This is a genomic window from Spirosoma sp. KCTC 42546 (assembly GCF_006965485.1).
Classification (GTDB): domain Bacteria; phylum Bacteroidota; class Bacteroidia; order Cytophagales; family Spirosomataceae; genus Spirosoma.
This window is the reverse complement of sequence record NZ_CP041360.1, coordinates 4296946-4320580: the sequence shown is the minus strand read 5'-3', so window position 1 is coordinate 4320580 and position 23635 is coordinate 4296946. Positions and strand designations below refer to the sequence as shown.

The 23635-nt window shown below is 48.5% G+C and carries 20 protein-coding genes; 13 read left to right on the top strand and 7 right to left on the bottom strand.

Going from position 1 to position 23635, the window contains the following annotated elements:
* Positions 1–27 precede the first annotated feature (27 nt).
* Both EXU85_RS17635 and metF read left to right on the top strand, forming a co-directional pair.
* On the top strand, positions 28–897 hold the full coding sequence (locus EXU85_RS17635) for a phosphatase PAP2 family protein (protein WP_371732033.1): 870 nt from the start codon (positions 28–30) through the stop codon (positions 895–897).
* A 188-nt stretch (positions 898–1085) separates the two neighbouring features.
* Complete coding sequence (gene metF / locus EXU85_RS17630) at positions 1086–2045, top strand: methylenetetrahydrofolate reductase [NAD(P)H] (protein WP_142773345.1); 960 nt, start codon at positions 1086–1088, stop codon at positions 2043–2045.
* 75 nt (positions 2046–2120) lie between these two features.
* On the opposite strand, the gene EXU85_RS17625 is transcribed toward metF, so the two are convergent.
* The gene (locus EXU85_RS17625; RefSeq protein ID WP_142773344.1) at positions 2121–2747 is read right to left on the bottom strand and encodes a carbonic anhydrase; all 627 of its coding nucleotides are present in this window, start codon (positions 2745–2747) and stop codon (positions 2121–2123) included.
* A gap of 265 nt (positions 2748–3012) precedes the next feature.
* Positions 3013–4050, bottom strand: coding sequence for an L-rhamnose/proton symporter RhaT (gene rhaT / locus EXU85_RS17620; RefSeq protein ID WP_142773343.1), 1038 nt, complete (start codon positions 4048–4050; stop codon positions 3013–3015).
* Between the two features lie 286 nt (positions 4051–4336).
* Here rhaT and EXU85_RS17615 point away from each other — a divergent pair, with 286 nt between their 5' ends.
* The 5 genes from EXU85_RS17615 to rhaM all read left to right on the top strand — a co-directional run bounded on the left by EXU85_RS17615 (position 4337) and on the right by rhaM (position 10905).
* A complete protein-coding gene (locus tag EXU85_RS17615) occupies positions 4337–6442 on the top strand; it encodes a bifunctional aldolase/short-chain dehydrogenase (RefSeq protein WP_142773342.1) in 2106 nt (701 codons plus the stop codon).
* Between the two features lie 115 nt (positions 6443–6557).
* Complete coding sequence (locus EXU85_RS17610; RefSeq protein ID WP_142773341.1) at positions 6558–7832, top strand: TIM barrel protein; 1275 nt, start codon at positions 6558–6560, stop codon at positions 7830–7832.
* 95 nt (positions 7833–7927) lie between these two features.
* Positions 7928–9322: an FGGY-family carbohydrate kinase gene (locus EXU85_RS17605; RefSeq protein ID WP_142773340.1), complete on the top strand. Its 1395-nt coding sequence runs from the start codon at positions 7928–7930 to the stop codon at positions 9320–9322.
* A 41-nt stretch (positions 9323–9363) separates the two neighbouring features.
* Entirely contained in the window at positions 9364–10509 is a 1146-nt protein-coding gene (locus EXU85_RS17600) for a glycoside hydrolase family 88 protein (protein ID WP_142773339.1), read from the top strand.
* An 81-nt stretch (positions 10510–10590) separates the two neighbouring features.
* A complete protein-coding gene (gene rhaM, locus EXU85_RS17595) occupies positions 10591–10905 on the top strand; it encodes an L-rhamnose mutarotase (protein WP_142773338.1) in 315 nt (104 codons plus the stop codon).
* A gap of 82 nt (positions 10906–10987) precedes the next feature.
* On the opposite strand, the gene EXU85_RS17590 is transcribed toward rhaM, so the two are convergent.
* The 4 genes from EXU85_RS17590 to EXU85_RS35995 all read right to left on the bottom strand — a co-directional run bounded on the left by EXU85_RS17590 (position 10988) and on the right by EXU85_RS35995 (position 13691).
* Positions 10988–11911, bottom strand: a complete 924-nt coding sequence (locus EXU85_RS17590) for a hypothetical protein (RefSeq protein WP_142773337.1) — start codon at positions 11909–11911, stop codon at positions 10988–10990.
* Between the two features lie 33 nt (positions 11912–11944).
* On the bottom strand, positions 11945–12451 hold the full coding sequence (locus EXU85_RS17585) for a hypothetical protein (RefSeq protein ID WP_142773336.1): 507 nt from the start codon (positions 12449–12451) through the stop codon (positions 11945–11947).
* 187 nt (positions 12452–12638) lie between these two features.
* Entirely contained in the window at positions 12639–13517 is an 879-nt protein-coding gene (locus EXU85_RS17580; RefSeq protein WP_142773335.1) for an SDR family oxidoreductase, read from the bottom strand.
* Positions 13518–13562: 45 nt separating this feature from the next.
* Positions 13563–13691, bottom strand: coding sequence for a hypothetical protein (locus EXU85_RS35995; RefSeq protein WP_256366048.1), 129 nt, complete (start codon positions 13689–13691; stop codon positions 13563–13565).
* Between the two features lie 98 nt (positions 13692–13789).
* Between EXU85_RS35995 and EXU85_RS17575 the strand changes: the two genes are divergently transcribed.
* Genes EXU85_RS17575 through EXU85_RS17565 form a run of 3 tightly spaced genes read left to right on the top strand, consistent with a single transcriptional unit; the run spans position 13790 to position 17579 of the window.
* Positions 13790–14329, top strand: coding sequence for a (2Fe-2S)-binding protein (locus tag EXU85_RS17575; RefSeq protein ID WP_142773334.1), 540 nt, complete (start codon positions 13790–13792; stop codon positions 14327–14329).
* Entirely contained in the window at positions 14326–15336 is a 1011-nt protein-coding gene (locus EXU85_RS17570) for a xanthine dehydrogenase family protein subunit M (protein ID WP_142773333.1), read from the top strand. The genes EXU85_RS17575 and EXU85_RS17570 overlap by 4 nt, the downstream gene beginning before the upstream one ends.
* Positions 15333–17579, top strand: a complete 2247-nt coding sequence (locus EXU85_RS17565; protein WP_142773332.1) for a xanthine dehydrogenase family protein molybdopterin-binding subunit — start codon at positions 15333–15335, stop codon at positions 17577–17579. Before EXU85_RS17570 ends, EXU85_RS17565 begins: the two co-directional genes overlap by 4 nt.
* Positions 17580–17665: 86 nt before the next feature.
* Here EXU85_RS17565 and EXU85_RS17560 read toward each other — a convergent pair whose 3' ends face one another.
* Positions 17666–19258: a serine hydrolase gene (locus EXU85_RS17560; RefSeq protein ID WP_142773331.1), complete on the bottom strand. Its 1593-nt coding sequence runs from the start codon at positions 19256–19258 to the stop codon at positions 17666–17668.
* Between the two features lie 254 nt (positions 19259–19512).
* On the opposite strand from EXU85_RS17560, the gene EXU85_RS17555 reads away from it, so the two are divergent.
* From EXU85_RS17555 to EXU85_RS17545, 3 genes are all read left to right on the top strand, one after another.
* Positions 19513–21090, top strand: coding sequence for an amidase family protein (locus EXU85_RS17555; RefSeq protein ID WP_142773330.1), 1578 nt, complete (start codon positions 19513–19515; stop codon positions 21088–21090).
* A 110-nt stretch (positions 21091–21200) separates the two neighbouring features.
* The gene (locus tag EXU85_RS17550; protein WP_142773329.1) at positions 21201–22916 is read left to right on the top strand and encodes a M14 family metallopeptidase; all 1716 of its coding nucleotides are present in this window, start codon (positions 21201–21203) and stop codon (positions 22914–22916) included.
* A 208-nt stretch (positions 22917–23124) separates the two neighbouring features.
* Positions 23125–23625, top strand: a complete 501-nt coding sequence (locus EXU85_RS17545) for a DUF4440 domain-containing protein (RefSeq protein ID WP_142773328.1) — start codon at positions 23125–23127, stop codon at positions 23623–23625.
* Positions 23626–23635 lie beyond the last annotated feature (10 nt).

The window sequence follows — 23635 nt, the reverse complement described above, 5'->3', positions numbered from 1 at the left end:
TGAAAAATGTATAATGGTTAATGTAGAATGATGAAAAAACGCACGAATAGCCTGGATGTAGCCCGATTTAAAAAACATATTATCTCATCATTATTCATTCTACATTGTTCACTATTCATTCAACCAACCTTTGCCCAGTCCCCTTACCAGCTCAAAACGAGTCGGGAAGTTACGTGGATGGGCGTAGGGGCGGTGTCTTTGGGAGCTTCGGTTGCCCTAAGTCATAGCATTGAGCCACTGACACAAGCTGAGATTAGTGCCCTTAGCCCCGATGATATCAATGCACTGGATCGGAAGGCAGTTTATCGCTGGTCTAGCTCGGCCGACCGTCTAAGTGACGTTACGCTGGCCGGTAATTTTGCTCTCGCTGGCCTGCTTACTGTTGGAACAAAGTCAATGCGACAGGATATTAAAACAGTGGGAGTGATGTTCATTGAAACAATGCTGATTGCAAACGGCATTGAACGAACCGTGAAAGGCATAACGCAACGTACCCGACCCTTTGTGTATAATCCGTCGGCCCCTATGGATGAAAAACTTACCCGAGATGCCCGACAGTCGTTTTTTTCGGGTCATGCGACCAATGCATTTGCTACCGCCGTTTTCACGAGCGAAGTGTTTCGCCATTATTTTCCTCATTCTAAATTAAAGCCTGTTGTTTGGGTAGGTTCACTGGGATTGGCTACGGCCACGGCTGTGTTGCGTTATGAGGGTGGGCTGCACTATCCGTCTGATCTACTAGCTGGTGCCGCCTTCGGCTCATTAGTAGGCTGGGGTATTCCAAAACTGCATGAAGTGAAAAACAAGAGCGAACTCGGGCGTAGACTGGATATTCAGCCCTGGAGTACGGGTTTTTCCAATGGAATTTACATGCGGTTGGCCGTGTTTTCGCGTTAACGTTGCTCCAATAGTTGATAGAACCGCACGGGCGGCCCCGGCAGATTTTTATGATGAATATAATTTCAGGATGATTGGTGAGAGTAAAGTGTAAAAAATCTGGGGGCAACGATATAAACAATCATAACTGATTAACAAAATCATATAAATCTGCCGGTCCGCCGATGCGGTTCCCTTGTATTTGACAAATGACAAAAATTACCGACCACATTAAGGCTGCTAACGGCAAACCGATTTTTTCGATTGAAGTAATTCCACCGATCAAAGGGGATAATCTGAAGAACCTGCTCGACAACATCGAGCCGCTGATGGAGTTCAAGCCACCTTTCATTGACGTAACCTACCATCGTGAAGAATACATCGAACGGCCGTTGCCCGACGGCACTATCCAGAAAATTGTAACGCGTAAACGGCCGGGTACGGTAGGGATCTGTTCGGCTATTATGCACCGTTTCGGCGTTGATCCAGTACCCCATGTCCTTTGTGGTGGTTTCTCCCGCGAAGAAACTGAAGATTTTCTGATCGACCTGCATTATTTGGGCATCGATAACGCCTTGGTGCTCAGGGGTGATCCGGCGAAACCGTTCACGACTTTTAAAGCCAAAGAGAATGGCTATACATACGCCAGCGAATTAGTGGAACAGGTGGCCAACATGAACCGGGGAATGTATTTGCATGAAGAAGATACCCCCTTGGCTCCCAGTAACTTCTGTATCGGCGTAGCGGCTTATCCCGAAAAACATTTTGAAGCCGTTAACCACGACAGTGATTTTCATTACCTCAAACAGAAAATCGACAAAGGCGCCGATTACATCGTGACGCAGATGTTTTTCGACAATAAGAAGTATCTGGATTTTGTGGACCGATGTCGTCAGGAAGGCATTACCGTGCCAATTATTCCGGGACTGAAACCCCTTAGTACGCGCAAACAAATCCAGATTTTACCGAAGCTTTTCCATCTGGAATTACCCGAAGACCTGGTTAAGATGGTTGAAGCCTGCGAGAATGATCAGCAGGCCCGGCAAGTAGGCGTAGAGTGGTGCATTCAGCAATGCCGTGAACTTGTAGCTGCCGGTGCGCCAGTGTTGCACTTCTATACGATGGGAAAAGCTGATAATGTGATTAAAATTGCAAGGGAGATATTCTAGCAAAAAGCCATCGGATAGTCAGAACGACTATTTGATGGCTTTTTGCTAATGACCCCAATCAGTTTGAGGGTTGTTTCAATCGAGACGATAAATTTCCTTGATGTTTTCTAAAAGTTTTATAAAGTCAATTTGCAGGTCGATCAACTTGCCTGAGTGTACATCAAAAACCCATCCATGAACGGTAAGATTTCGATCCAGCTGGGCTTTTTGCACCTCTGCCGTTTTGAGAACATTTATACATTGTTCTTCGACATTCAATTCTACTAATCGTTTATAACGTAGTTCTTCGTCTGTAATAGCATTTAATTCATCCCTATGCATACGATATACGTCACGGATGTTTCTCAGCCATGGATTCAATATGCCCAGGTCTGCTGATTTCATAGCTGCCTGGACGCCACCACAATAGTAATGACCGCACACCACGATGTGATTTACTTTAAGGTTTACCACGGCGTAGTTAATAACTGACATTACTCCCAGATCCGTATTGGGAACCATATTCGCAATGTTTCTAAGCACAAACACTTCACCGGGCGAAACGCCCATAAGCTCCTCGGCTGATACACGGCTATCTGAACAACCAATATAGAGGATATCTGGAGTTTGTCCTTTAGAGAGATCACTAAAGTAAGTTGGTTCTATGTCTAGCTTCTTTTGAACCCAATTTTGATTGTTTTTAAAGATTCGTGCAATATCCATTTTGTTGGCTTAGTGTTAATTTTTAATCGATTCGAAAGCGAAAAAAGTGGTTTTCATAAATGCATAGACTATGGGTGCATTTTGGTAAAACTGATCACCGGGTTTCTCGACCGATAAACGTTGGCAATTTAATGACTTTTTAATCTACTATCGGTATCTGCAGGTTGTTAAGTTGCAATTTAGCCATATAAGCCAACGCACAGAAGCCGGTCAAAGCAAATTTATTATTGCTTTGACCGGCTTCTGTGCGTTACTTAATGTGATCTTATGCAGCCAGATAATTGCCAACCCCCACAACCACTGTTGAGAACACAACCAGTAGGATTCCTAAGGTAATGGTGCGCATGGTTTTCGGGTTAGCGCCTTTCCACTCGTGCAGATACAGGCCCCAGAAGCTACTGAAGGCAATGATAAATGCCATATGGAGAGTCCAGCCTGAAAAGCGATATTCTCCCATTTTACTGTCGCCCATGCCATAGAAAAAGAACTGGAAGTACCAGGTAAACCCAGCCATCGCGCAGAATAAAACATTCATGAGAATGGGGGTCGAAACATTTCGATAATCGGTATACGTGCGGTTCTTGATATTCAGGTAGATTGTCCAGATAAGATTGGTCGTCAGGCCGCCTAACAGAATAATGACCAGTGCTGCATTATTCATATAGAGTGGATCGGTCCCGTTCCTGACAGCCAGTTCAGCAATAGGTTGCCCGGCTGTCAGGCCAAACGAGAAACACGCACTCATGACCCCCGAAAATATAGCAACCATTAGCCCCTTGCGAATATCGAACTCCGCAATTGACGCTTTCTTCTGGGCATCGGTTAAGCTTCGTTCTTTCATCATTCCGGCAATGCCACAAACAGAAATGCCTAATACACAAACCCCCAGGCCCAGCACAATGACCTGACCAGAGAGGGTGCCGATAAGCTCCCCAAACTGACCTTGCCAGATAGGAGGTACCAGGGTTCCAAAAACGGCACAAAGCCCCAGCGTAACGGCCATACCAAGCGATAGACCCAGATAGCGCATTGCTAGCCCAAAGGTTAATCCCCCAAAGCCCCAAAGAACACCCCAGAAATAGGTCCAGAAAATGGTTTCACTGGATGATTGAGCCAGCACACCAAATAGATTGGGAACAGTGATTGAGCCAAGGAGAAGGGGAGCCGCTACCCAAGAGAACAAACCGCCTATGAGCCAATAGCTTTCCCAGGCCCAGCCTTTTACTTTCTTGTACGGTAAATAAAAACTGCCAGAGGCAAATCCCCCCAGCGCATGAAATATAACACCCCAGATTACAGCCACTATTGTCTGATTATAAATGATGAATTATGTATAAGTAATGTATTCGTGCGGGACAAGCGGAGCCCTATAGACAGTCCCGTCATAATTTTCAAATTTATCCTTGTTCGTTGCTAAAACCTACCTGTTCTCTCCTGTATATTCGCCCAACTGGACTAGAAAAAGCAGTTCATGTTTTTTGCCATTATAATGTGATTATAACAGGAGAGTACATGAAGCAGGAGAAAATTAGCCTAACGTACTTTGTACAAAACAAGATTACTGTCGGATACTACTTATTTAACTATTTATGAATACAACGCAAGCGTTCAACTACGTTAGCTACCTCTGGGATGAGAATAAGGCAGCCGAGCTGGCCGGTGACGAAGTGGCTTTGTTTATTTACCGCTCCAATTTGCTTGGTGCCGATCTGCGCCTGACTAACTATGCCGGAGGAAATACATCGGTTAAGTTGATGGAAACTAACCCGCTTACTGGCGATCCTGTTGAAGTAATGTGGGTAAAAGGGTCTGGGGGCGATATTGGTACACTCACTAAAAAAGGCTGCGCAAATCTGTACGTAGAACGTTTACATGCGTTGAAAAGCCGTTACAGGGGGTTGGCTTTTGAGGACGAAATGGTTGGTCTTTTCGATCACTGTCTGTTCGACCCAAAATGTGCTGCTCCATCCATTGATACACCCTTACATGGCCTACTGCCATTTAAACATATTGACCACCTGCACCCGGATGCACTGATTGCCATTGCCGCCAGCCGCGATGGGGAAGCAATTATGCACGAAATATGGGGCGATAAGATGGCCTGGATTCCCTGGCAGCGTCCTGGTTTCGACCTTGGGTTGAAACTGGAAGAAGCGATTCAAAAGAACCCGAATCTGCGGGGCATTATTCTGGGTGGACACGGTTTGTTTACCTGGGGAGATACCTCCTACGAATCGTATATAAATACCCTGGAAGTCATTGAGCAGGCGTCTGAGTACCTAAACCAGAATTATGGCAAGAAACGCCCGGTATTTGGTGGACAAGTGGTTGAAAACACGGATGCCGATACTCGTAAAAAACAGGCCGCTGCTTTAATGCCAGTATTGCGTGGGCTGGCTTCGGGCCATCGCCAGATGATCGGTCATTTTACGGACGATGCACGCGTGCTGGAATTCGTTAACTCAGGTGACCTGCCACGCCTGGCTCGTTTGGGTACCAGCTGCCCTGATCACTTCCTGCGTACTAAAATTCGTCCGCTGGTACTGGACCCGGCTCAATTGGCTGGTGAGGATAGCATTGCCTATCTGGAAAAGGCGTTCGCCGATTACCGTGCCGATTACACCGCTTACTACGAGCGTTGCAAACATGACAATAGTCCGGCCATCCGTGATCCAAATCCAGTCGTTTTACTGTGGCCAGCGGTGGGGATGTTCACCTTTGCAAAAGACAAGCAAACGGCGCGTGTAGCCGCAGAATTTTATACCAACGCCATTAACGTAATGAAGGGCGCCGAAGCCGTATCCGATTACGTTGGTCTGCCCGAACAGGAAGCGTTCGATATTGAATACTGGCTGTTGGAAGAAGCTAAACTCCAGAGGATGCCGAAACCAAAACCACTTTCGGGTAAAATTGCCCTGATTACGGGTAGTGCAGGTGGGATCGGAAAGGCTATCGCCAAGAAATTCCTGGCTGAAGGCGCGGTTGTGGTCATCAACGACAACGATGCCGACCGGCTGGCAGGTGCGAAGGAGGAATTCCTGAAGCAATATGGTAAAGATGCTTACGCAGCTGATCAGTTAGATGTAACAAAAGGCGAAACAATTGCCGCTACGTTTGATACAGCTGCGCTGGCTTTTGGTGGCGTTGATATTGTAGTCAACTGTGCGGGTTTGAGTATCTCCAAACCCATTGAGGAGCATACCGAAAAAGATTGGGATCTACTGTACGACGTATTGGTAAAAGGCCAGTTTTTAGTGACTCAGAAAGCGGTTGAGGTGATGCGGAAGCAGAAATTAGGTGGCGATGTACTTAATATTGTCAGCAAGAATGCGCTGGTATCCGGTCCCAATAATGCAGGCTACGGTTCGGCCAAAGCAGCGCAGCTACACCTGAGTCGCCTGAATGCGGCTGAGTTAGGCAAAGACCATATCCGGGTGAATGTGGTGAATCCCGATGCGGTTATTTCTGATTCGAAAATCTGGGCAGGTGCCTGGGCCGAAGGCCGTGCTAAAGCATACGGTATCACTGTACCAGAGCTACCCGCATACTATGCCAAGCGGACGCTATTGAACGAAATCATCCTCCCAGACGATATCGCCAATGCCTGTCTGGCCTTCACCAATGGCCTGTTGTCTAAATCCACCGGCAACGTCCTGAATGTAGATGGTGGTGTAGCGATGGCGTTTGTCCGGTGAAGTAGGTATATGGTTTATGGTTTTCAGTTTACGGTTGGCTGACGCGCCAGCATTTCCCGCGTTAGCCAACCGTAAACTGAAAATCGTAAACCTCAAACCATAAACCCAATCCCTTATGCAACTCGAACCCGAACATATTGCTGATTATAACCAGTCGCAGTTGGAAGGTCACCAACGGAAATTGTCGTACTGGACGCAGGAGGTCGCTACGGCGGAACCAATTATTCAGAAACTGATTGATTTCCAGATTGCCATACCGAGCTGGGCGCTGGGCACGGGCGGAACCCGTTTTGGCCGTTTCCCGGGTGGGGGAGAGCCTCGTTCGCTGGAAGAAAAAATTGCGGATGTTGGCTTGCTGCACGCCCTAAACCGGGCCAGCGGGGCTATTTCACTGCACATCCCCTGGGACATCCCAACAGATCCAGAAGCGATCAAACAACTTGCTGCTAAGCACGGGCTGCGCTTCGATGCCGTGAACTCCAACACATTCCAGGATCAGCCCGACCAAAACCTGAGCTATAAATTTGGCTCCTTACAACATACCGATCCGGCTATTCGGCAACAGGCTATCGACCATAATATTGAGGTAATCCGGCATGGCGTAGCCCTGGGATCTGATGCGCTGACGGTCTGGTTATCAGACGGTTCCTGTTTCCCGGGTCAACTTAATTTCCGTAAGGCCTTTGATCGGACACTTTCCAGCCTGGAGGAGATTTACGCGGCCCTGCCCGACGACTGGAAGCTATTTGTAGAGTACAAAGCATTTGAACCGAATTTCTATTCGATGACCGTAGGCGATTGGGGTAGCAGTTTTCTGTACGCCAGCAAACTCGGGCCAAAGGCCTTTACGCTAGTGGATTTGGGGCACCATTTACCCAATGCCAACATCGAACAGATTGTGGCTATTCTGTTACACCAGGGCAAACTGGGTGGTTTCCATTTTAATGACTCCAAATACGGCGACGACGACCTGACGGCGGGTAGCATCAAGCCTTACCAGTTATTCCTGATTTTCACTGAACTGGTGGATGGGCTGGACGCTCGGGCTATGAATCATGCCAAAGACCTTGGCTGGATGATTGATGCCAGCCACAATGTGAAAGACCCACTCGAAGACCTGCTCCAGTCGGTAGAAGCCATTCAACTCGCTTATGCGCAGGCGTTGTTAGTTGATCGTGCTGCCTTAGAAGAAGCTCGTGAAGCCAACGATCCGGTTCGTGCTCAGGAAATTCTGCAAGATGCCTTCCGGACGGATGTTCGGCCCTTAGTTGCCGAAGCTCGTCGGCGGGCTGGTGCCGCCTTGAATCCACTGGGCCTTTATCGGCAACTGAACGTTCGCCAGCAACTCATTGGCGAGCGGGGAGCCAAAACAGTAGCAACGGGACTGTAAATCAATGATGAATTATGAGTGATGAATGATGAATGAGTTCGCATAGACCATTTGTTGTTCATCATTCATCACTCATCATTCATAATTCATCATTTATGAATGTCATTGCCATCTTCGATATCGGTAAGACGAATAAAAAATTGTTTCTCTTCGATGAACAGTATCGAATCGTTTGGGAGAAATCGGAGCAGTTTGTGGAGATACCCGACGAGGATGGTGAGTTATGCGAAGACCTGACTAAGCTCACCAGGTGGGTTACTGCGTCACTAACGGAGGTATTGGCCTTGCCGGAGTTCTCAGTAAAGGCCGTGAATTTTTCGACTTATGGCGCCAGTTTGGTCTACATCGACCAGACCGGGCAACCGCTTGGGCAATTATATAGTTATCTGAAAGCCTACCCGGATACTTTACTACAGAATTTTTACGATACCTACGGGGGAGAAGCCGACTTGACCCGGCAAACTGCATCGCCACCGTTGCGAAGTTTGAATTCAGGTCTTCAGCTATACCGACTCAAATACGAGCAGCCGGATTTGTTTTCGAAACTGGCCTTTGCGCTCCATCTGCCTCAATACGTAAGCTATCTGATTAGTAACTGGCCTGTTTCTGAACTGACCAGCATCGGTTGCCACACCATGCTCTGGGATTTTGACCGGCAACAGTATCACAGATGGGTTACTGATGAAAAACTTGATATTCATCTGGCGCCCATTGTTCCGTCTGATTCAGCCCGGTTGACGGTTTTTGGTGATACTACGGTTCAGGTTGGCGTGGGGTTACATGATAGCTCATCGGCGCTGATTCCCTACCTGGCTTCGTTTCAGGAACCCTTTGTGCTCATTTCGACTGGGACCTGGTGCGTGAGTATGAACCCGTTCAATAGCCTGCCGCTGACACCGGAAGAACTCCAGTACGACTGTCTCAACTTTATGCATTACAAAGGCCAGCCGGTAAAAGCGGCTCGGTTGTTTGCAGGGTATGAGCACGAGCAACAGGTTAAACGGCTGGCAGAGCAGTTTCAGACGCCGATAGATCAGTTCACGAAAGTGGCTTATGACCCTGAAATAATCGAGAAATTGCGCCATCAGGCCAGTCAGGTAACAACCGAGCGTGATGCAAAAGGAAATCAGATGCTCTCCATGCAGGGATCTTTGTTTGGGCAACGGCAGCTAACTGATTTCGCCACTTATGAGGAAGCGTATCACCAGCTGATGCTTGATATTGTTTCGCAACAGCTAATCTCGACTAATCTGGTACTGGCGGGTTCTCCTGTCAAACGTATTTTTGTGGATGGTGGATTTGGCAAAAATCCGATCTATATGAATTTACTGGCCACTGCTTTTCCAACTATCGAAGTCTACGCAGCATCCGTTGCGCAGGCATCGGCACTGGGAGCTGCTTTAGCCGTACACCAACATTGGAATCCGCATCCACTACCCGGCGACTGTGTCGAACTCAAAAAATACACCGCCCATGCAGTTGTCCATTAATGTAGTGAACGCTTCTCTGGTCTCTACATAAAACAGTAACCATGGCATTCAGACAAATAACCAGTCGGATTGTAGTACTGGTCCTCATTGGTGCATGTAGCGTACAGGCTCAGAAACTTCCTGAGAGGAAAGATATCATCGCCAAAATGACGCTGGCGAATGCCTATTTTATGAAGGCCTGGCCAGATCCTGGAAAGGAGATTGTAACGAACAAAACGCGGCCCAGCAACATCTGGACAAGAGCGGTGTACTACGAAGGGTTGATGGCGTTGTATGGCATAGATAAAAAGAAAGCCTATTATGATTACGCCGTTGAGTGGGGCGAAAAGCACCAATGGGGCCTTCGAAGCGGTATCAATACCCGGAACGCCGATGACCAGTGCTGCGGACAAACCTATATTGACTTATTCCTGATTGATAAGAAACCAGAGCGCCTTCACGATATCAAAGCATCAATCGATGCAATGGTAAAAAGTGATAAAATCGACGATTGGAACTGGGTCGATGCCTTACAAATGGCCATGCCGGTGTTTGCACAACTAGGCGTTCTGGAGAAAGATCGTACTGTAGCAAATACCTATTTTGAGAAGATGTACCAGATTTACAACTACTCAAAAACCAAACATGGGGGTAACGGACTCTATAATCCAGAAGACCATTTATGGTGGCGTGATAAGGATTTTGTGCCACCTTACAAAGAGCCCAATGGGCAGGATTGCTATTGGTCGCGGGGGAATGGCTGGGCTGTTGCCGCGCTGGTTCGGGTACTTGACATTATTCCGAAAGATGCCCCGCATCGGGAAGAGTACGAAAAAACCTATCTGGAGATGATGAAGGCGTTGTCACCCCTACAACGCCCGGATGGCTACTGGAATGTAAGCTTACATGACCCCACTAATTACGGGGGGAAAGAACTGACCGGAACAGCCCTGTTTATTTATGGCATGGCCTGGGGCGTCACTCATGGCTTACTGGATGGAAAAACCTATCGACCAATTATGGCTAAAGCCTGGAATGCAATGGCTACCGATTCTGTACACCCGAACGGCTTCTTAGGTTATGTGCAGGGAACCGGTAAAGAGCCAAAAGATGGTCAGCCTGTTACGTACGACAGCAAGCCTGATTTTGACGATTATGGCCTCGGTTGTTTCCTGCTGGCAGGGACGGAATTGTGCAAACTGAAATAGTTTGGAGTTTGAAGTCTGAGGTTTGAAGTTAGGTGAGGCCAACTTCAAACCTCAGACTTCAAACTCCAAACCAGAAAAACTATGGAAGAAATTGCCTTTACAATGAAACTAAAGCCGGGTGTTGAGGCTGAGTATCAACGCCGTCACGACGAAATCTGGCCGGAATTATCAGCGGCTTTAATTGATGCGGGTGTTCGCGACTATTCTATTTTCCTCGATCGGGCAACCGGAACACTATTTGCCGTTCAGAAACGGCTTGATACTCATACCACTGCCAATTTGCCAGGATTGCCCATTATGAAGCGCTGGTGGGCTTACATGGCCGACTTGATGGATACAAATCCCGATAATTCGCCGGTGGCTGTGCCACTGGAACGAGTTTTTCATATGGAGTAGGAGTGACTTTCCGTTTTACCAGCTAACTAGATACGCCAGACCTCCAGGATCTGGCGTATCTAGTTAGCTGGTAAAACGGAATTTAATGTAATTCTGCTAGCCACTGCTTTGCAAACATCCGTGCTTCGGTTACGGGCTCTTTGCCTAAGCGATATAGGAATTTCCACTCAGCGGGCTTACGTTGGTAGATCGGATTCGCAAACTCCTGTTTGTAACCCATGGGTACTAAACGAGCCTCGAAATCAACCGTTTCCGTTAAGTCAATAAAATCCTGTAGCCGTTTTTTCAGAAGGGGATGAAAATCAGCATGGGCGTCGAACTCAGCTTTCTTTTTTCGTTGCAGTGCCAGTTCTTCCTGATCAATATCAGTACCGGATTTGCTCACTTGTTTCTGGGACTGTTCGATTAAAGAGGCCAGATACTGTTTCTTACATTCGGCTGGTGGTAAGTTCAGCATCTTTTTTAACTCCGCTATATGTTGTGCCTGGCGTGTGCGCTCGCTACCGGATAGTGAAGCCAGTTGCTGCTCTTCCTGCACCAATTGTGTTCGGATACCCATTTGCAACATGGCGGGGTCCATTTGCGCGAAAGCCTGATCCAACGTGGCCATCTGCGTTTTTAGTGCAGCTTTTTCTGTATCGTTAGCTTGTTTCTTTTGAGCTAAACCTTCATCCGTGTACGACTCGTCATATGGATAAACCGAGCGTACATCCTGACGCCATTCATTCTTAAACGTTGTTGACTCAATATAAGCCCGAACAACCTTGCCTAAAGCCCGAACGGTTGCGCCCCTTGATGACTCGGGCAACCGACGTGCCACTTGTCGCATGGAGGCTGTTGCGTTGAAAAAGAACCAGTTAGGCTCTTTTAAATTTAACAGAACGTCTTGCCGGAGCTTGCCGGATTGAATCGTTAGTTCAGACATTACATCGCCTGTATGGGCGGCAATTAGCCCGCAACTGATGACGACTAGTGTGAGCAGGAAACGTTGTTTAGCCGATTTCATGGGTTTGAAAAGGAGGAAGGTGCGAGATGAAAATTACAATGCTTTCCAGGTCATGAGTGTCTTGGACGTCTGGCTGGGATCGGCGATAGATACTTCCGCTTTCAGTCCCGTAGCCGAAGCCTCCAGTACTTTCCATTCTGAAACATCCGTTGCATCGCTGTCTTTCACAATGCGAATGGTTTTTGTCTGCTCGTTATACGTCCAGTGGCTTGGTTTTACGGCCGATGGATCGGCCTCGTTGTCGGAGCAGGAGAGTTGTCCGTTACTACCCGACAGCGTACCGTTTTTCTCGAAAACCAGGGTGTTGTCTTTATCACAGGCCCGCAGGAAAACCATCAGATCGGTGTCCAGTTTGCCATCACCATCAAGGTCAATCGCCGGATTGACCTGAAAGGAGGTCATGACCAGATTTTTGCCAACAAAAGCAGGTGTTGCCGTATTGTCTGCGGGTTGAACTCCATCATCACCTTTCTTACAGGATGAGGTAGCCAGTACAAGTGTAGCCATAACGGCTAGCATAAAAGTAGGAAATCTGTTCATTGTGTTTAGTTGTTTACTGGTTGAAAAAGAGAATGTTAGTTATTAATTCTTCTGTTCCCAGATTGGTGAGCCAAAGTTGGGGCATCGTCATCAACTGCGCCAGGCTGTGTCCGACCAACCGGAATTTTGCTTTAATGAACTGCCGGGTAAGGGTTATCAAGTGACTCGTAGCCTGGAGAAGGGCCACTTAAGCTACTTCTACATGAAGGTGAAAAGCCAGAAGATGGTCGGCAATAAAATCCGCATAGCTGCGAGGTGCGTGACCTAGTACCTTCGTACAGAAGGCTATATCCTGATCAGAAGCCACAAGCCCCTGCGCTTGAAAGAACTGGTACATTTTGGTCCAGTCAGAAATAATCCAATCAGGTAGGGAGCGCCTGGCATCAGTAGCCCAAACATCCAGATCATTCCCCCGATAGTAGATAGCAGCATCGAGTTGTTCGCTTAGAATAGAAGCCGTTACCTCGCCAGTTAATGTCTCTGGTCCTACCAATGGGATGTGTTGCCCGTTATAATCATCGGTTAACATAGCTATGACCGCTGCTTCAGCAATATCCCGAACATCAACCCGATTCAGGCCAACATCGCCAATGGGTTGTGGATACACACCATAGGTTGAAATGGCATTAGTGAACCAGAAATCATTCTGGTAGAAGTTATTCGGGCAGATGAATACATACGAAAGGCCCGACTGCATCAGCACATTTTCAATCGTAATCTTGGGTTGAAAGTGCGGGATGTGCGCGCCCTGCCGAACGTTATGAATACTCTGATACACAACTTTTCGAACCCCAGCCCGTTTGGCTGCCGCAATGGCATACTGGCCCTGAGCTGCTTCGGTGTGCCCCTGCCGATTCAAGAGAAAAACGACATCGATACCGGTAAAGGCCTTGGGTAAGGTGCCGGGTTGATCCAGATTACCAATAACGGCTTCCACCCCTTCCGGCAACTGGGCGGCTTTCTCGGCGGAGGTCACCAGCACTCGTACTGACACCTGATGGCGTACCAATTCCTCAACTACCTGGCTGCCAACGGTTCCCGTTCCGCCAATAACTAACGTTTTCATGATTGGAGTATTTGTGTTGATAAGGTTTTATTAGGCTACCCGTCATCAATACGTAACGGGCTGATTGATGATGCAAAGTTGGTTCGTCAGTGCCATAACGCCCAGATTGGATTCAGTCAACCGGAAAAAGACTGCGGTGAATTGATGGATAAGAACGATCAGGCGTATGACCATTTCCTTAGTTTATTTCCCGCTGGTTAAGTTTCACGAACAACCCGCCACTACGGGAGTTCGGAGACTATAGAGATTCAAGAGACTCAACCGAAAACGATATGACGCTTACTGCTGAATCACCCCCGATGGCTAAACAGACGCCATCGCTGCCAGCTACCCGGACCGTTACGCTTACCGTCAATGGTTCCGACATTTCCGCACAGTTAGCACCCTGGACGAGCTTACTGGATGCGTTGCGCGAATACATGCATTTGACAGGAACCAAAAAAGGCTGTGATCATGGCCAATGCGGGGCTTGTACGGTGCTGGTAAATGGCAAACGTATCAACTCCTGCCTAACCCTGGCGGTCTTGCAAGAGGGTAATCAGATCACAACGATAGAAGGATTAGCTCAACAGGCTGGACCGGAGGGGCTTCATCCTCTTCAGAAAGCGTTTATTGATCATGATGCTTTTCAATGCGGCTATTGTACCCCAGGGCAGATCTGTTCAGCAGTTGGACTCATGAACGAAGGGCATGCAAAAACGACCGACGATATTCGGGAGTTAATGAGTGGCAACATCTGCCGATGTGGTGCCTATACCAATATTGTTGATGCGATTCAGTCGGTTATGCACCCTCAACCCGATTCACTATGACCAATTTTGACTATACCCGGGCCGATGGCGTGACCAACGCGGTGAGCGAGCGGGCATCAGAGCATACCGCCAAATTCATTGCGGGTGGTACCAACCTGATTGACCTGATGAAGGAGAATGTGGAGCGCCCCACCCGCCTAATCGACATTAACCGATTACCCTTAGCTACCATTGCCGAAACCGAAGGAGGTGGATTACGATTGGGCGCGTTGATGACCAATGCCGATACGGCATATGACAAACAGGTCTCTAAGCGATACCCATTACTATCGCAGGCCATTCTGGCGGGCGCATCGGCGCAGTTGCGTAATATGGCAACCGATGGCGGCAATCTGATGCAACGTACCCGCTGCTATTACTTCTACGATGTGGCTACACCCTGTAATAAGCGTGAACCTGGTTCGGGCTGTTCGGCACTCGTTGGATTTAACCGAATTCACGCGATTCTGGGTACCGAAGCGCCGGACCGGTCGATACACTGCATAGCTACACATCCATCGGATATGTGCGTAGCGCTGGCAGCCCTGGAAGCGGTGGTGCGCGTAACAGGATCGTATGGGGAACGAACAATTCCCTTTGCCGAATTTCACCGCCTACCCGGTAATACGCCCCATATCGACAATACGCTTCAGGACGATGAACTCATTACCGCTATCGACTTGCCTGCCAACGGATTTTCGAAAAATTATAGCTACCTGAAACTTCGTGATCGAACCTCTTATGCGTTTGCCCTGGTATCGGTAGCTGCGGCTTTGGAACTGGAAGACGGTCGTATCAAGGACGCCCGAATTGCACTCGGTGGCGTATCGCATAAACCGTGGCGACGACCCGAAGTTGAAGCTACCCTGGCCGGAAAAATACCATCGAAGGCTGAATTTCAGTCGGTTGCGGATGCACTACTGGAAGGCGCTCAGGGATTTGGTCACAATACATTCAAAATCGAACTGGCAAAACGGGCCATTGTACGGGCCTTATCACAGGCAGCTAAACTGAAACCAGCATCATGACTCAATACATAGGAAAGCCTCTGAGCCGCGTTGACGGGCTGGATAAGGTGACAGGTAAGGCTAAGTATGCCGCCGAGTTTGAGACTTCGGATCTACTCTACGGCTATGTGGTGAACAGCGCCATTGCGAAGGGGAAAATAAAGCGAATTGATGCCACCAAGGCCCTGAGTCTGGATGGCGTTCTACAGGTCTTTACGCACGAGAACCGACCCAAGCTAGCCTGGTTCGATATGAACTACAAAGACCAGGATGCCCCACCCGGCTCTCCCTTTCGACCCTTACGAGATGCTAAAATCAGCTATAATGCGCAACCGATTGCGTTAGTCGTAGCCGAAACCTTCGAGCTCGCTCGCTATGCGGCCTCGCTGGTTGAGGTTGACTATCAGGAAGACACACACGAAACTGATTTGCAGGCCAATCGGCATAAGGCACGTAAACCATCGCTGGGTATGGCTTCACTGCTAAAACCACCCCCACCAAAACCTCGGGGTAATTTTGAGGAAGCCTTTAGTGCCGCACCCGTGCAAATGATGGGTGAATATGTTCATAGTATGGAGCACCATAACCCGATGGAGATGTTTGCCAGTACGGTCGTGTATGAAAAAGGCCGAAATAAGGCGGGGGCGCGGTATACTATTTATGACAAAACCCAGGGGGTAACGAACAGTGTTTTATATGTATCGCAGGTGTTCGATATCCCATTTAAGAACCTACGCGTACTTTCTCCCTATGTAGGGGGGGGCTTTGGCTCAGGTCTTCGGCCCCAATACCAGCTATTTCTGGCTGTAATGGCTGCTCGTGAATTAAAGCGCTCTGTGCGGGTTACTCTCACCCGACAGCAGATGTTTACGTTTGGGTATCGACCAGCCACGGTGCAGACGGTTGCCTTAGGCGCATCGGCCGATGGAACCATGACGGCCCTTTATCATGATACCGTTGGGGAAACCTCGCAGTTTGAAGATTACACCGAGATTGTATCCAGTTGGGGGGGACTGCTGTATCCACCGGAGAATGTTACATTTAAGTACAAACTGGTACCTCTGGATGTGGCCACACCTCTCGATATGCGGGCGCCGGGTGGCGTAACCGGTATGTCGGCGCTCGAATGTGCTGTAGATGAACTGGCCTATAAACTGGGAATGGACCCCGTTGAGTTTCGCCTGAGAAACTATACGGAACGCGACATGAACGCTGATTTACCGTATTCGAGTAAAGAGCTTCGGGAGTGTTTTCGGCAGGGGGCAGAACGGTTTGGCTGGATGAAACGAAAGCCTGAACCCCGGTCGATGCGCAATGGCCACAACCTGGTAGGATGGGGTATGGCGACTGGTATCTGGGAGGCTAATCAGATGCCTGCCCGTGCCGAAGCGGTTTTGATGGTTAATGGTAAGCTTCGGGTTAGTAGCGCCACGGCTGATATTGGTACAGGTACCTACACCATCATGACGCAAATTGCCGCGGATACGCTTGGAATACCAATTGAAGACGTACTGTTTAAGTTAGGGGATAGTGATATGCCTGCTGCCCCAATTGAGGGTGGTTCCTGGACAGCCGCAACCGTTGGAACAGCCGTGAAAACGGTTTGCGAAGAGTTAGCGAAAAAGCTGTTCAAACTGGCCAAAAAGATGCCCGGTTCGCCCTTTGCTAAAGTTGATGGTAAGGATGTTGTGTTTGCCGACAACTCGATTCAACTAAAAAATGATCCATCGGTAGCGGTTCCCCTACAGGCTGTAGTTGATTCCAACGGAGGAGCGGCTGTTCGGGAAACATCGGCGGGGTTACCCAAAATGCTACAACAGCGAAAATATGCCCGCAGTGCGCATTCGGCGGTGTTTGCAGAAGTGGAAGTTGATGAGGACTTAGGCGTAGTTCGGGTTACGAGGCTGGTGAGTGCCATTGCCGGGGGGCGTATTCTCAACCCTAAAACCGCCCGAAGTCAGATTCTGGGCGGCATGGTTTGGGGAATCAGTAAAGCGCTGGAAGAAGAAACCATTATGGACCACCACCTGGGTCGAATAATGAACCACTCGCTGGCTGAATACCACGTGGCCGTTAACGCCGATATTCACGAACTCGATGTCATTTTTGTAGAAGAACATGATGACATTGTGAATCCATTGGGTGTGAAAGGCTTGGGGGAAATTGGCCTGGTGGGCGTCCCCGCAGCTATTGCCAACGCCGTTTTCCATGCAACCGGTAAGCGTGTCCGGGATTTGCCAATTACACTGGATAAATTATTGTAATTTATTGTCATGGATAGTCAGGAATGGTCATTTATTGCTAACAAACGGCAACTAAATGACCATTCCTGATTATCCATGACAATAAACTACGCTACCGCCTTCCCTTCCAGTACAGGGCGTTTGTCTTTCCCTTTCGTAATAATGCTTATGCTATTTTGAAATTCCACCTGAACACCGTCGGCACCAAATCGACAGGTTACGGTTTCGTAGTGGGCAGTTTCGATAAAGCGCCAGGTCATGACAAAGGTAGTGTCGTCCTGCCAGCCACCACTGCCTGCCACTTTTCGGTTAGGGCCATTGGGTACAGGTGTGGGTGTCAGCGACAGTGGGGCTACGGATAAGGTGGTTGTACTATCCCGCCAGCGACCAATGCCGCACAATACCTGATGATCGCCCTGGTCGTCCTGAAGCTTAAAGATGCAGCCATCCTTTCCGAATGTCAGAGTTACATCTTTTACATGCAATGAATTATCCGCAACGGCATATGTCTTCCCGCTTATTTTAGGTTGTATAGAGGAGGCCAATTGCGAAACACTGGGTGGTAGCGTGAGCGTTGCCAGTTTTTGCGTTAAGGCAGCCTGTTTTATTTTATCGGCGGGTAGGCCCGTTCCCCGAAGAGCTGGCAGAATATGATCCCATATAGCATCAAGAATTCCCTGTGTATTCGCTGATTCGGCAGTGATGGCAATCAGGGCATCTTCTTTGGGTAGCACAACGCAAAACTGTCCGAACGCACCATCGGCCCGATAAGCGTCGTTACGGCATCGCCAGAACTGGTACCCATATCCCTGAATCCAGTCGTTGACGCTGGCATCACCTTTGCCGCCCTTCGACTCAACTTCCTTGATGGTCGCGTCATGAATCCACGCTTCTGACAGTAGGCGTTTCCCGTTCCACATACCCTTCTGTAAGTAAAGCTGGCCGAATTTGGCAATATCTTCCGTGCGAATCCGTAAGCCCCAGCCACCGGTATTGATGCCATTTGGGTCAACTTCCCAATCCATACCCTCAATACCCAGTGGCCCGAATAAACGCGGTTTTAAATACTCAAGCAAGGTTTGACCCGTTAGCTTCTGCACAATGGCCGACAGCATATAGGTGGCACCGCTGTTGTACATATAAAATGTTCCCGGCTCATGATCGACAGGTTGTGCCAGGAATGATTTAATCCAGTTGTTGTCTGTACCTCCCCGCAAGGCAGGGGTCGTATCCTTATCATGGCCCGTCGACATAGTCAATAAATCTTTCACCCGCATGGCTGCCAGATTCGTACTAACGTTGGCAGGCACTTCTTTCGGGAAGAACGAAACAACTTTATCCTCAACCGTTAATCGCTTCTCGGCAACAGCCATCCCAACTGCCGATGACGTAAAACTTTTGCTTAGCGAATAGAGCGTGTGAATGTATTGGGGTTCGTAGGGTGCCCACCAGCCCTCCGCCACGACCTGGCCATGACGAAGCACCATCATGCTGTGAATATTAAGCTTTTTAGCCTCCACCGTATTCACGAAATCAAGTAGGCCGCCCGGTGCAACACCTTGTGCCTCAGGTAAACTACGGGGTAATTTTCCCGTTTTGGCTGGTAAAGCCCAACTCGTGTCGGGCAGGGTAGAGGCAATGGCCAGGCCAGCGGCTCCGAAGCCGAGCTGCCGGAGGAAATCTCTGCGATTGAGGTTCATTGTTGTTGGTAAGAGTTTGTAGGAGAAAATAGTCTATGCAAGTACGGGATTTGTTTGGGTAAGGTCAAACAGCAGGCTTACTTTGACTTCCTTAAACGGAACGGATGAAAAGTTGGACTTTTTTGGGTCTATAGCGATTGTTCTGTTTGTAAGCTTATTTTTATCTCAAAAATTGGCAAGCTTCTTTCTAATCAATACTTTATTCTGCCATTTCTACTCAATACGTAATTGATATAGTTTACGGACCGTATACAATGAAGAAACTTGTACTTCCTCTTTTACTCAATTTTCTGTGCCTGATTGTATCTGTCAAGGGACAGTCGTTCAAGCCGAAACAACTGCGTGAAGCCACCATCGATCAACTGCACACGGCCATGCAAGCCGGTAAACTGACCTCGGCGCAACTCGTACAGCTTTACCTCGACCGGATCGAAGCGTATGACAAACAGGGGCCTTTCCTGAATGCCATTATCATGGTGAATCCCAAAGCACTGACCGAAGCTCATCGGTTGGATTCCCTGTATAAGGCAACGGGAAAATTTGTGGGCCCACTGCATGGTATTCCAGTGATTGTAAAAGATAACTACAACACCTTCGACATGCCCACCACGAATGGAACCCTGGCCATGAAAAAGTCAATCCCGCCCAAAGATGCCTTTGTTATACAGCGAATTCGGGAGGCTGGTGCAATCATTATTGTCAAATCGAATCTGGCGGAGTTTGCTACGTCGGGCAACTTTTCGGTGAGTTCTATTTTGCCAGGCTATTCGCGTAATCCCTACGATACGAAACGAACAACGGCTGGTTCGAGTGGGGGAACGGCTGCTGCTGTAGCTGCTGACTTTGGAACCATTGGCCTGGGGACCGATACGGGCAGCTCTATTCGCGGGCCTTCTGCGCATCAAAGTCTGGTTGGTTTTCGGCCAACGTTGGGGCTCGTTAGTCGCGATGGAATTGCCCCACTAGCTATGACAAATGATACAGGTGGGCCAATTTGTCGGACGGTGGAAGACGCTGTACGGGTGCTCGATGTGATTGTGGGCTATGATAAAGCTGATTCGGTGACCCGACGCAGTGAAGGGAAAATCCCGCAGACTTACCGGCAGTTTCTGGATAAAAACGGATTGAAAGGAGCCCGGATTGGTGTATTTCGGCAATTATGCACGACAAAGAATGCTGATCCACAAGTGTATGCCCTGTTCAACAAGGCGCTGGATGAACTCCGGGCGGCCGGAGCCATTGTTGTCGATTCAGTTCGGGTGCCTGAGTTGGATACCATCAATAAATCATTCGATACGATTCCACAACTACGGCGGGATTTCAATATATACCTGGCCAACTTAGGCCCCAATGCGCCCCATAAAAGCCTGAAGTCCATTATCAAATCGAAGCAGTTTCACCCCAGTATCGAAAAGACGTTACTCGACTCGGATGCTGATACGTTGGCACCCGAAGCGCATAAAGGCTGGGCCAAAAATCTGGGATTGCGTGCCCGGCTTCGTCAGCTATTACTTCGGGCGATGGATTCAACGGGGGTCGATGTACTGGTGTATCCAACGTTTAGTTACCCACCCCGGCTCATTGGCGATCTGAACACGCCGTCGGGAACGAACAACAACGCACTCTCACCCCCAACGGGCTTCCCGGCCTTTACCGTACCAATGGGTTTTACATATACTGACTTACCGGCTGGTTTACAATTCTTTGGCCGACCGTTTAGTGAGCCAACACTGGTGAAGTTATGCTATGCCTACGAACAGGCAACCCTTCACCGAATACCGCCAGCAAGTACACCCGTTTTACCCAGGAAGAAAAAAAAGAGTAATGTCTAATTGTTTTATTTTTAACCGCAAAGGACGCAAAGATGAATCGCAAAGAGCGCAAAGTGTATTCTTCGCGAGCTTTGCGTCCTTTGCGGTTAAAAATAAAAATCGAACTATTTATGATCAAAATATACGCTTTGTTTTTTCTAATTGCCTTACCAACAGCTATGTATGCCCAGGCTAAAGTTGGAGATCTCACCCCTTACGAGCGCAACACGAATCAGACGGCTACCTACGCCCAGATTATAAGCTGGTATCAGCAAGTAGACCGGCAATATGATCAGGCCAAGCTCATTGAGGTGGGAAAAACGGATATCGGAAAACCACTTCATGTGTTTTTGTTAGCGGCTGATAAACAATTCACGGCTCGGCCTGATCGCGTAACCCTGCTGATTAACAACGGTATTCACCCCGGCGAACCCGAAGGGATTGATGCCTGTATGATGATGGTGCGGGATTTATTAAAAGCGAATAAATTGCCCAAAAATGTGCTACTGGCCATCGTGCCTGTCTATAATATCGATGGCGCCTTGAATCGAGGAGTATCGCGGGTGAACCAGAATGGACCCGAATCCTATGGCTTTCGGGGAAACGCCCGAAACCTGAATCTGAACCGCGATTTTATAAAGGCAGAAGCCGAAAACACGAAGGCGTTTCAGACGATGTATCAATCGTTGAAGCCACAGGTGTTTATTGACAATCACACCAGTGATGGCGCTGACTACCAGCATGTATTGACCTATTTCGCCACGCAGAAAGACAAACTCCACCCAACCGTGTCTGGCTACATGACGCAAACCTTCCAGCCTGAACTCGATAAACGGCTGACCGGGCAGGGCTTTCCACCGGCTCCGTATATAAACAGTTTTTCGGAAACCCCCGAGAGTGGTTTACTGGGTTATAACGATTCGCCCCGTTACTCAACCGGCTATGCCGCCTTATTCAACTGTTTCGGATTCACCCTGGAGACGCATATGTGGAAAGACTACCCGGCTCGGGTAAAAGCCTCCTACGCCTTCGACGAATCGGTTCTGCGATTATGTGAACGGGATGCCCAAACGATTCTGGCGAATTACCGGAAAGCCAATGAGGAAGTTCGTAAACAGACGAACTTCCCGTTAAGCTATAAGTTGGATCGTAGTAAAACCGATTCGATCACCTTTCTGGGATACGAAGCGGCCTACAAACCTAGTGAGGTGTCGGGCCTGAAACGACTGTATTACGATCGCTCGAAACCGTTCACGAAGCGAATTCCCTACTGGAATAACTTTGTCGTTGATGTACAGGTCGATAAGCCACGAACATACGTTATTCCTCAGGCCTGGTTTGAGGTGATTGGTCTGCTCAAACGCAATGGAGTGATACTACAGATACTGCCTAAAGATACCTCAATGGCCGTATCGGCCTACTACGTCACTGATTACAAAAGCCCGCAACGACCTTATGAGGGCCATTATATTCACTCGGGTATTAAGCTGCGGTCGGAGTCACAAACAATTCAGTTTTACAAAGGCGACTACCTGGTTCTGACCAATCAACCCACCAATCGATATATCGTTGAAACGCTTGAACCACAGGGTGTCGATTCGTTTTTCGCCTGGAACTTCTTCGATAGTTCACTTGACCAGAAAGAATATTTTTCCGATTATATTTTCGAAGATACAGCCGCTGAACTTCTGAAAAAAGACCCCGCACTCCGCAAAAAACTGGACGATAAACGAGCATCTGATAAAGCTTTCGCCGAAAACGCCGACGCTCAGTTAGACTTCATCTATCGACAGACACCCTATTACGAAAAAACGCACAACCGGTATCCAGTTTACCGGTTGCAGTAAGCAAACGGATTTGTCAATCCTAAAGCTGTTTAAACTTTCCAAAATGGTAAGGAAAGACGCGTGTAGTGCCGACCGTCCCGGTCGGGTGTGGATTAACTTGTTTCTCTCCCGACCGGGACGGTCGGCATTACACGCCAAATCGCACTTGTTTCATGGAAACAATAAAAGTTTGAACAGCTTCCCTGTTAGAAAATTTTCACTTATTTCTATGAATCCTTTTCGAAACCGTTTTTTGCTATTGCCAATCGGGTTCCTGTTGTTTTCGCTTCACTTATTGGCTCAGACGAAGACTACCGAATCGCCCGACGTAGCCGCTATACGTTCGCTCCGGGCACAATCGAACCAGGCAATTCAGGCCCGTGATCTGACGGGCTTTGGGCAAACGATGCTGCCAGATATTGAGGTGACCCGGGGAAGCGGCTCCCACGTAACAAGCCGGGATTCGGTGCTGGCTTCGGTAGCGGTTCAGTTCAATGACCCAAATTTTAGGGGGTATGTTCGTGATACTGAGAGCATAAAAATAAGCTCGACTGCTCCATTAGCAGCCGAGCAAGGGCATTGGACTGGTCGTTTCCAGCGCCCGGATGGCGTTCAAACAATCACGGGTGTTTACCTGGCCATGTGGCGTAAAACAGGCGCGGGCTGGAAAATCCGCTCCGAACTGTTTGTGAGTTTAACCTGCACGGGAAGTGCCGCTTGTGGAAAGTGAGCCAGATTAA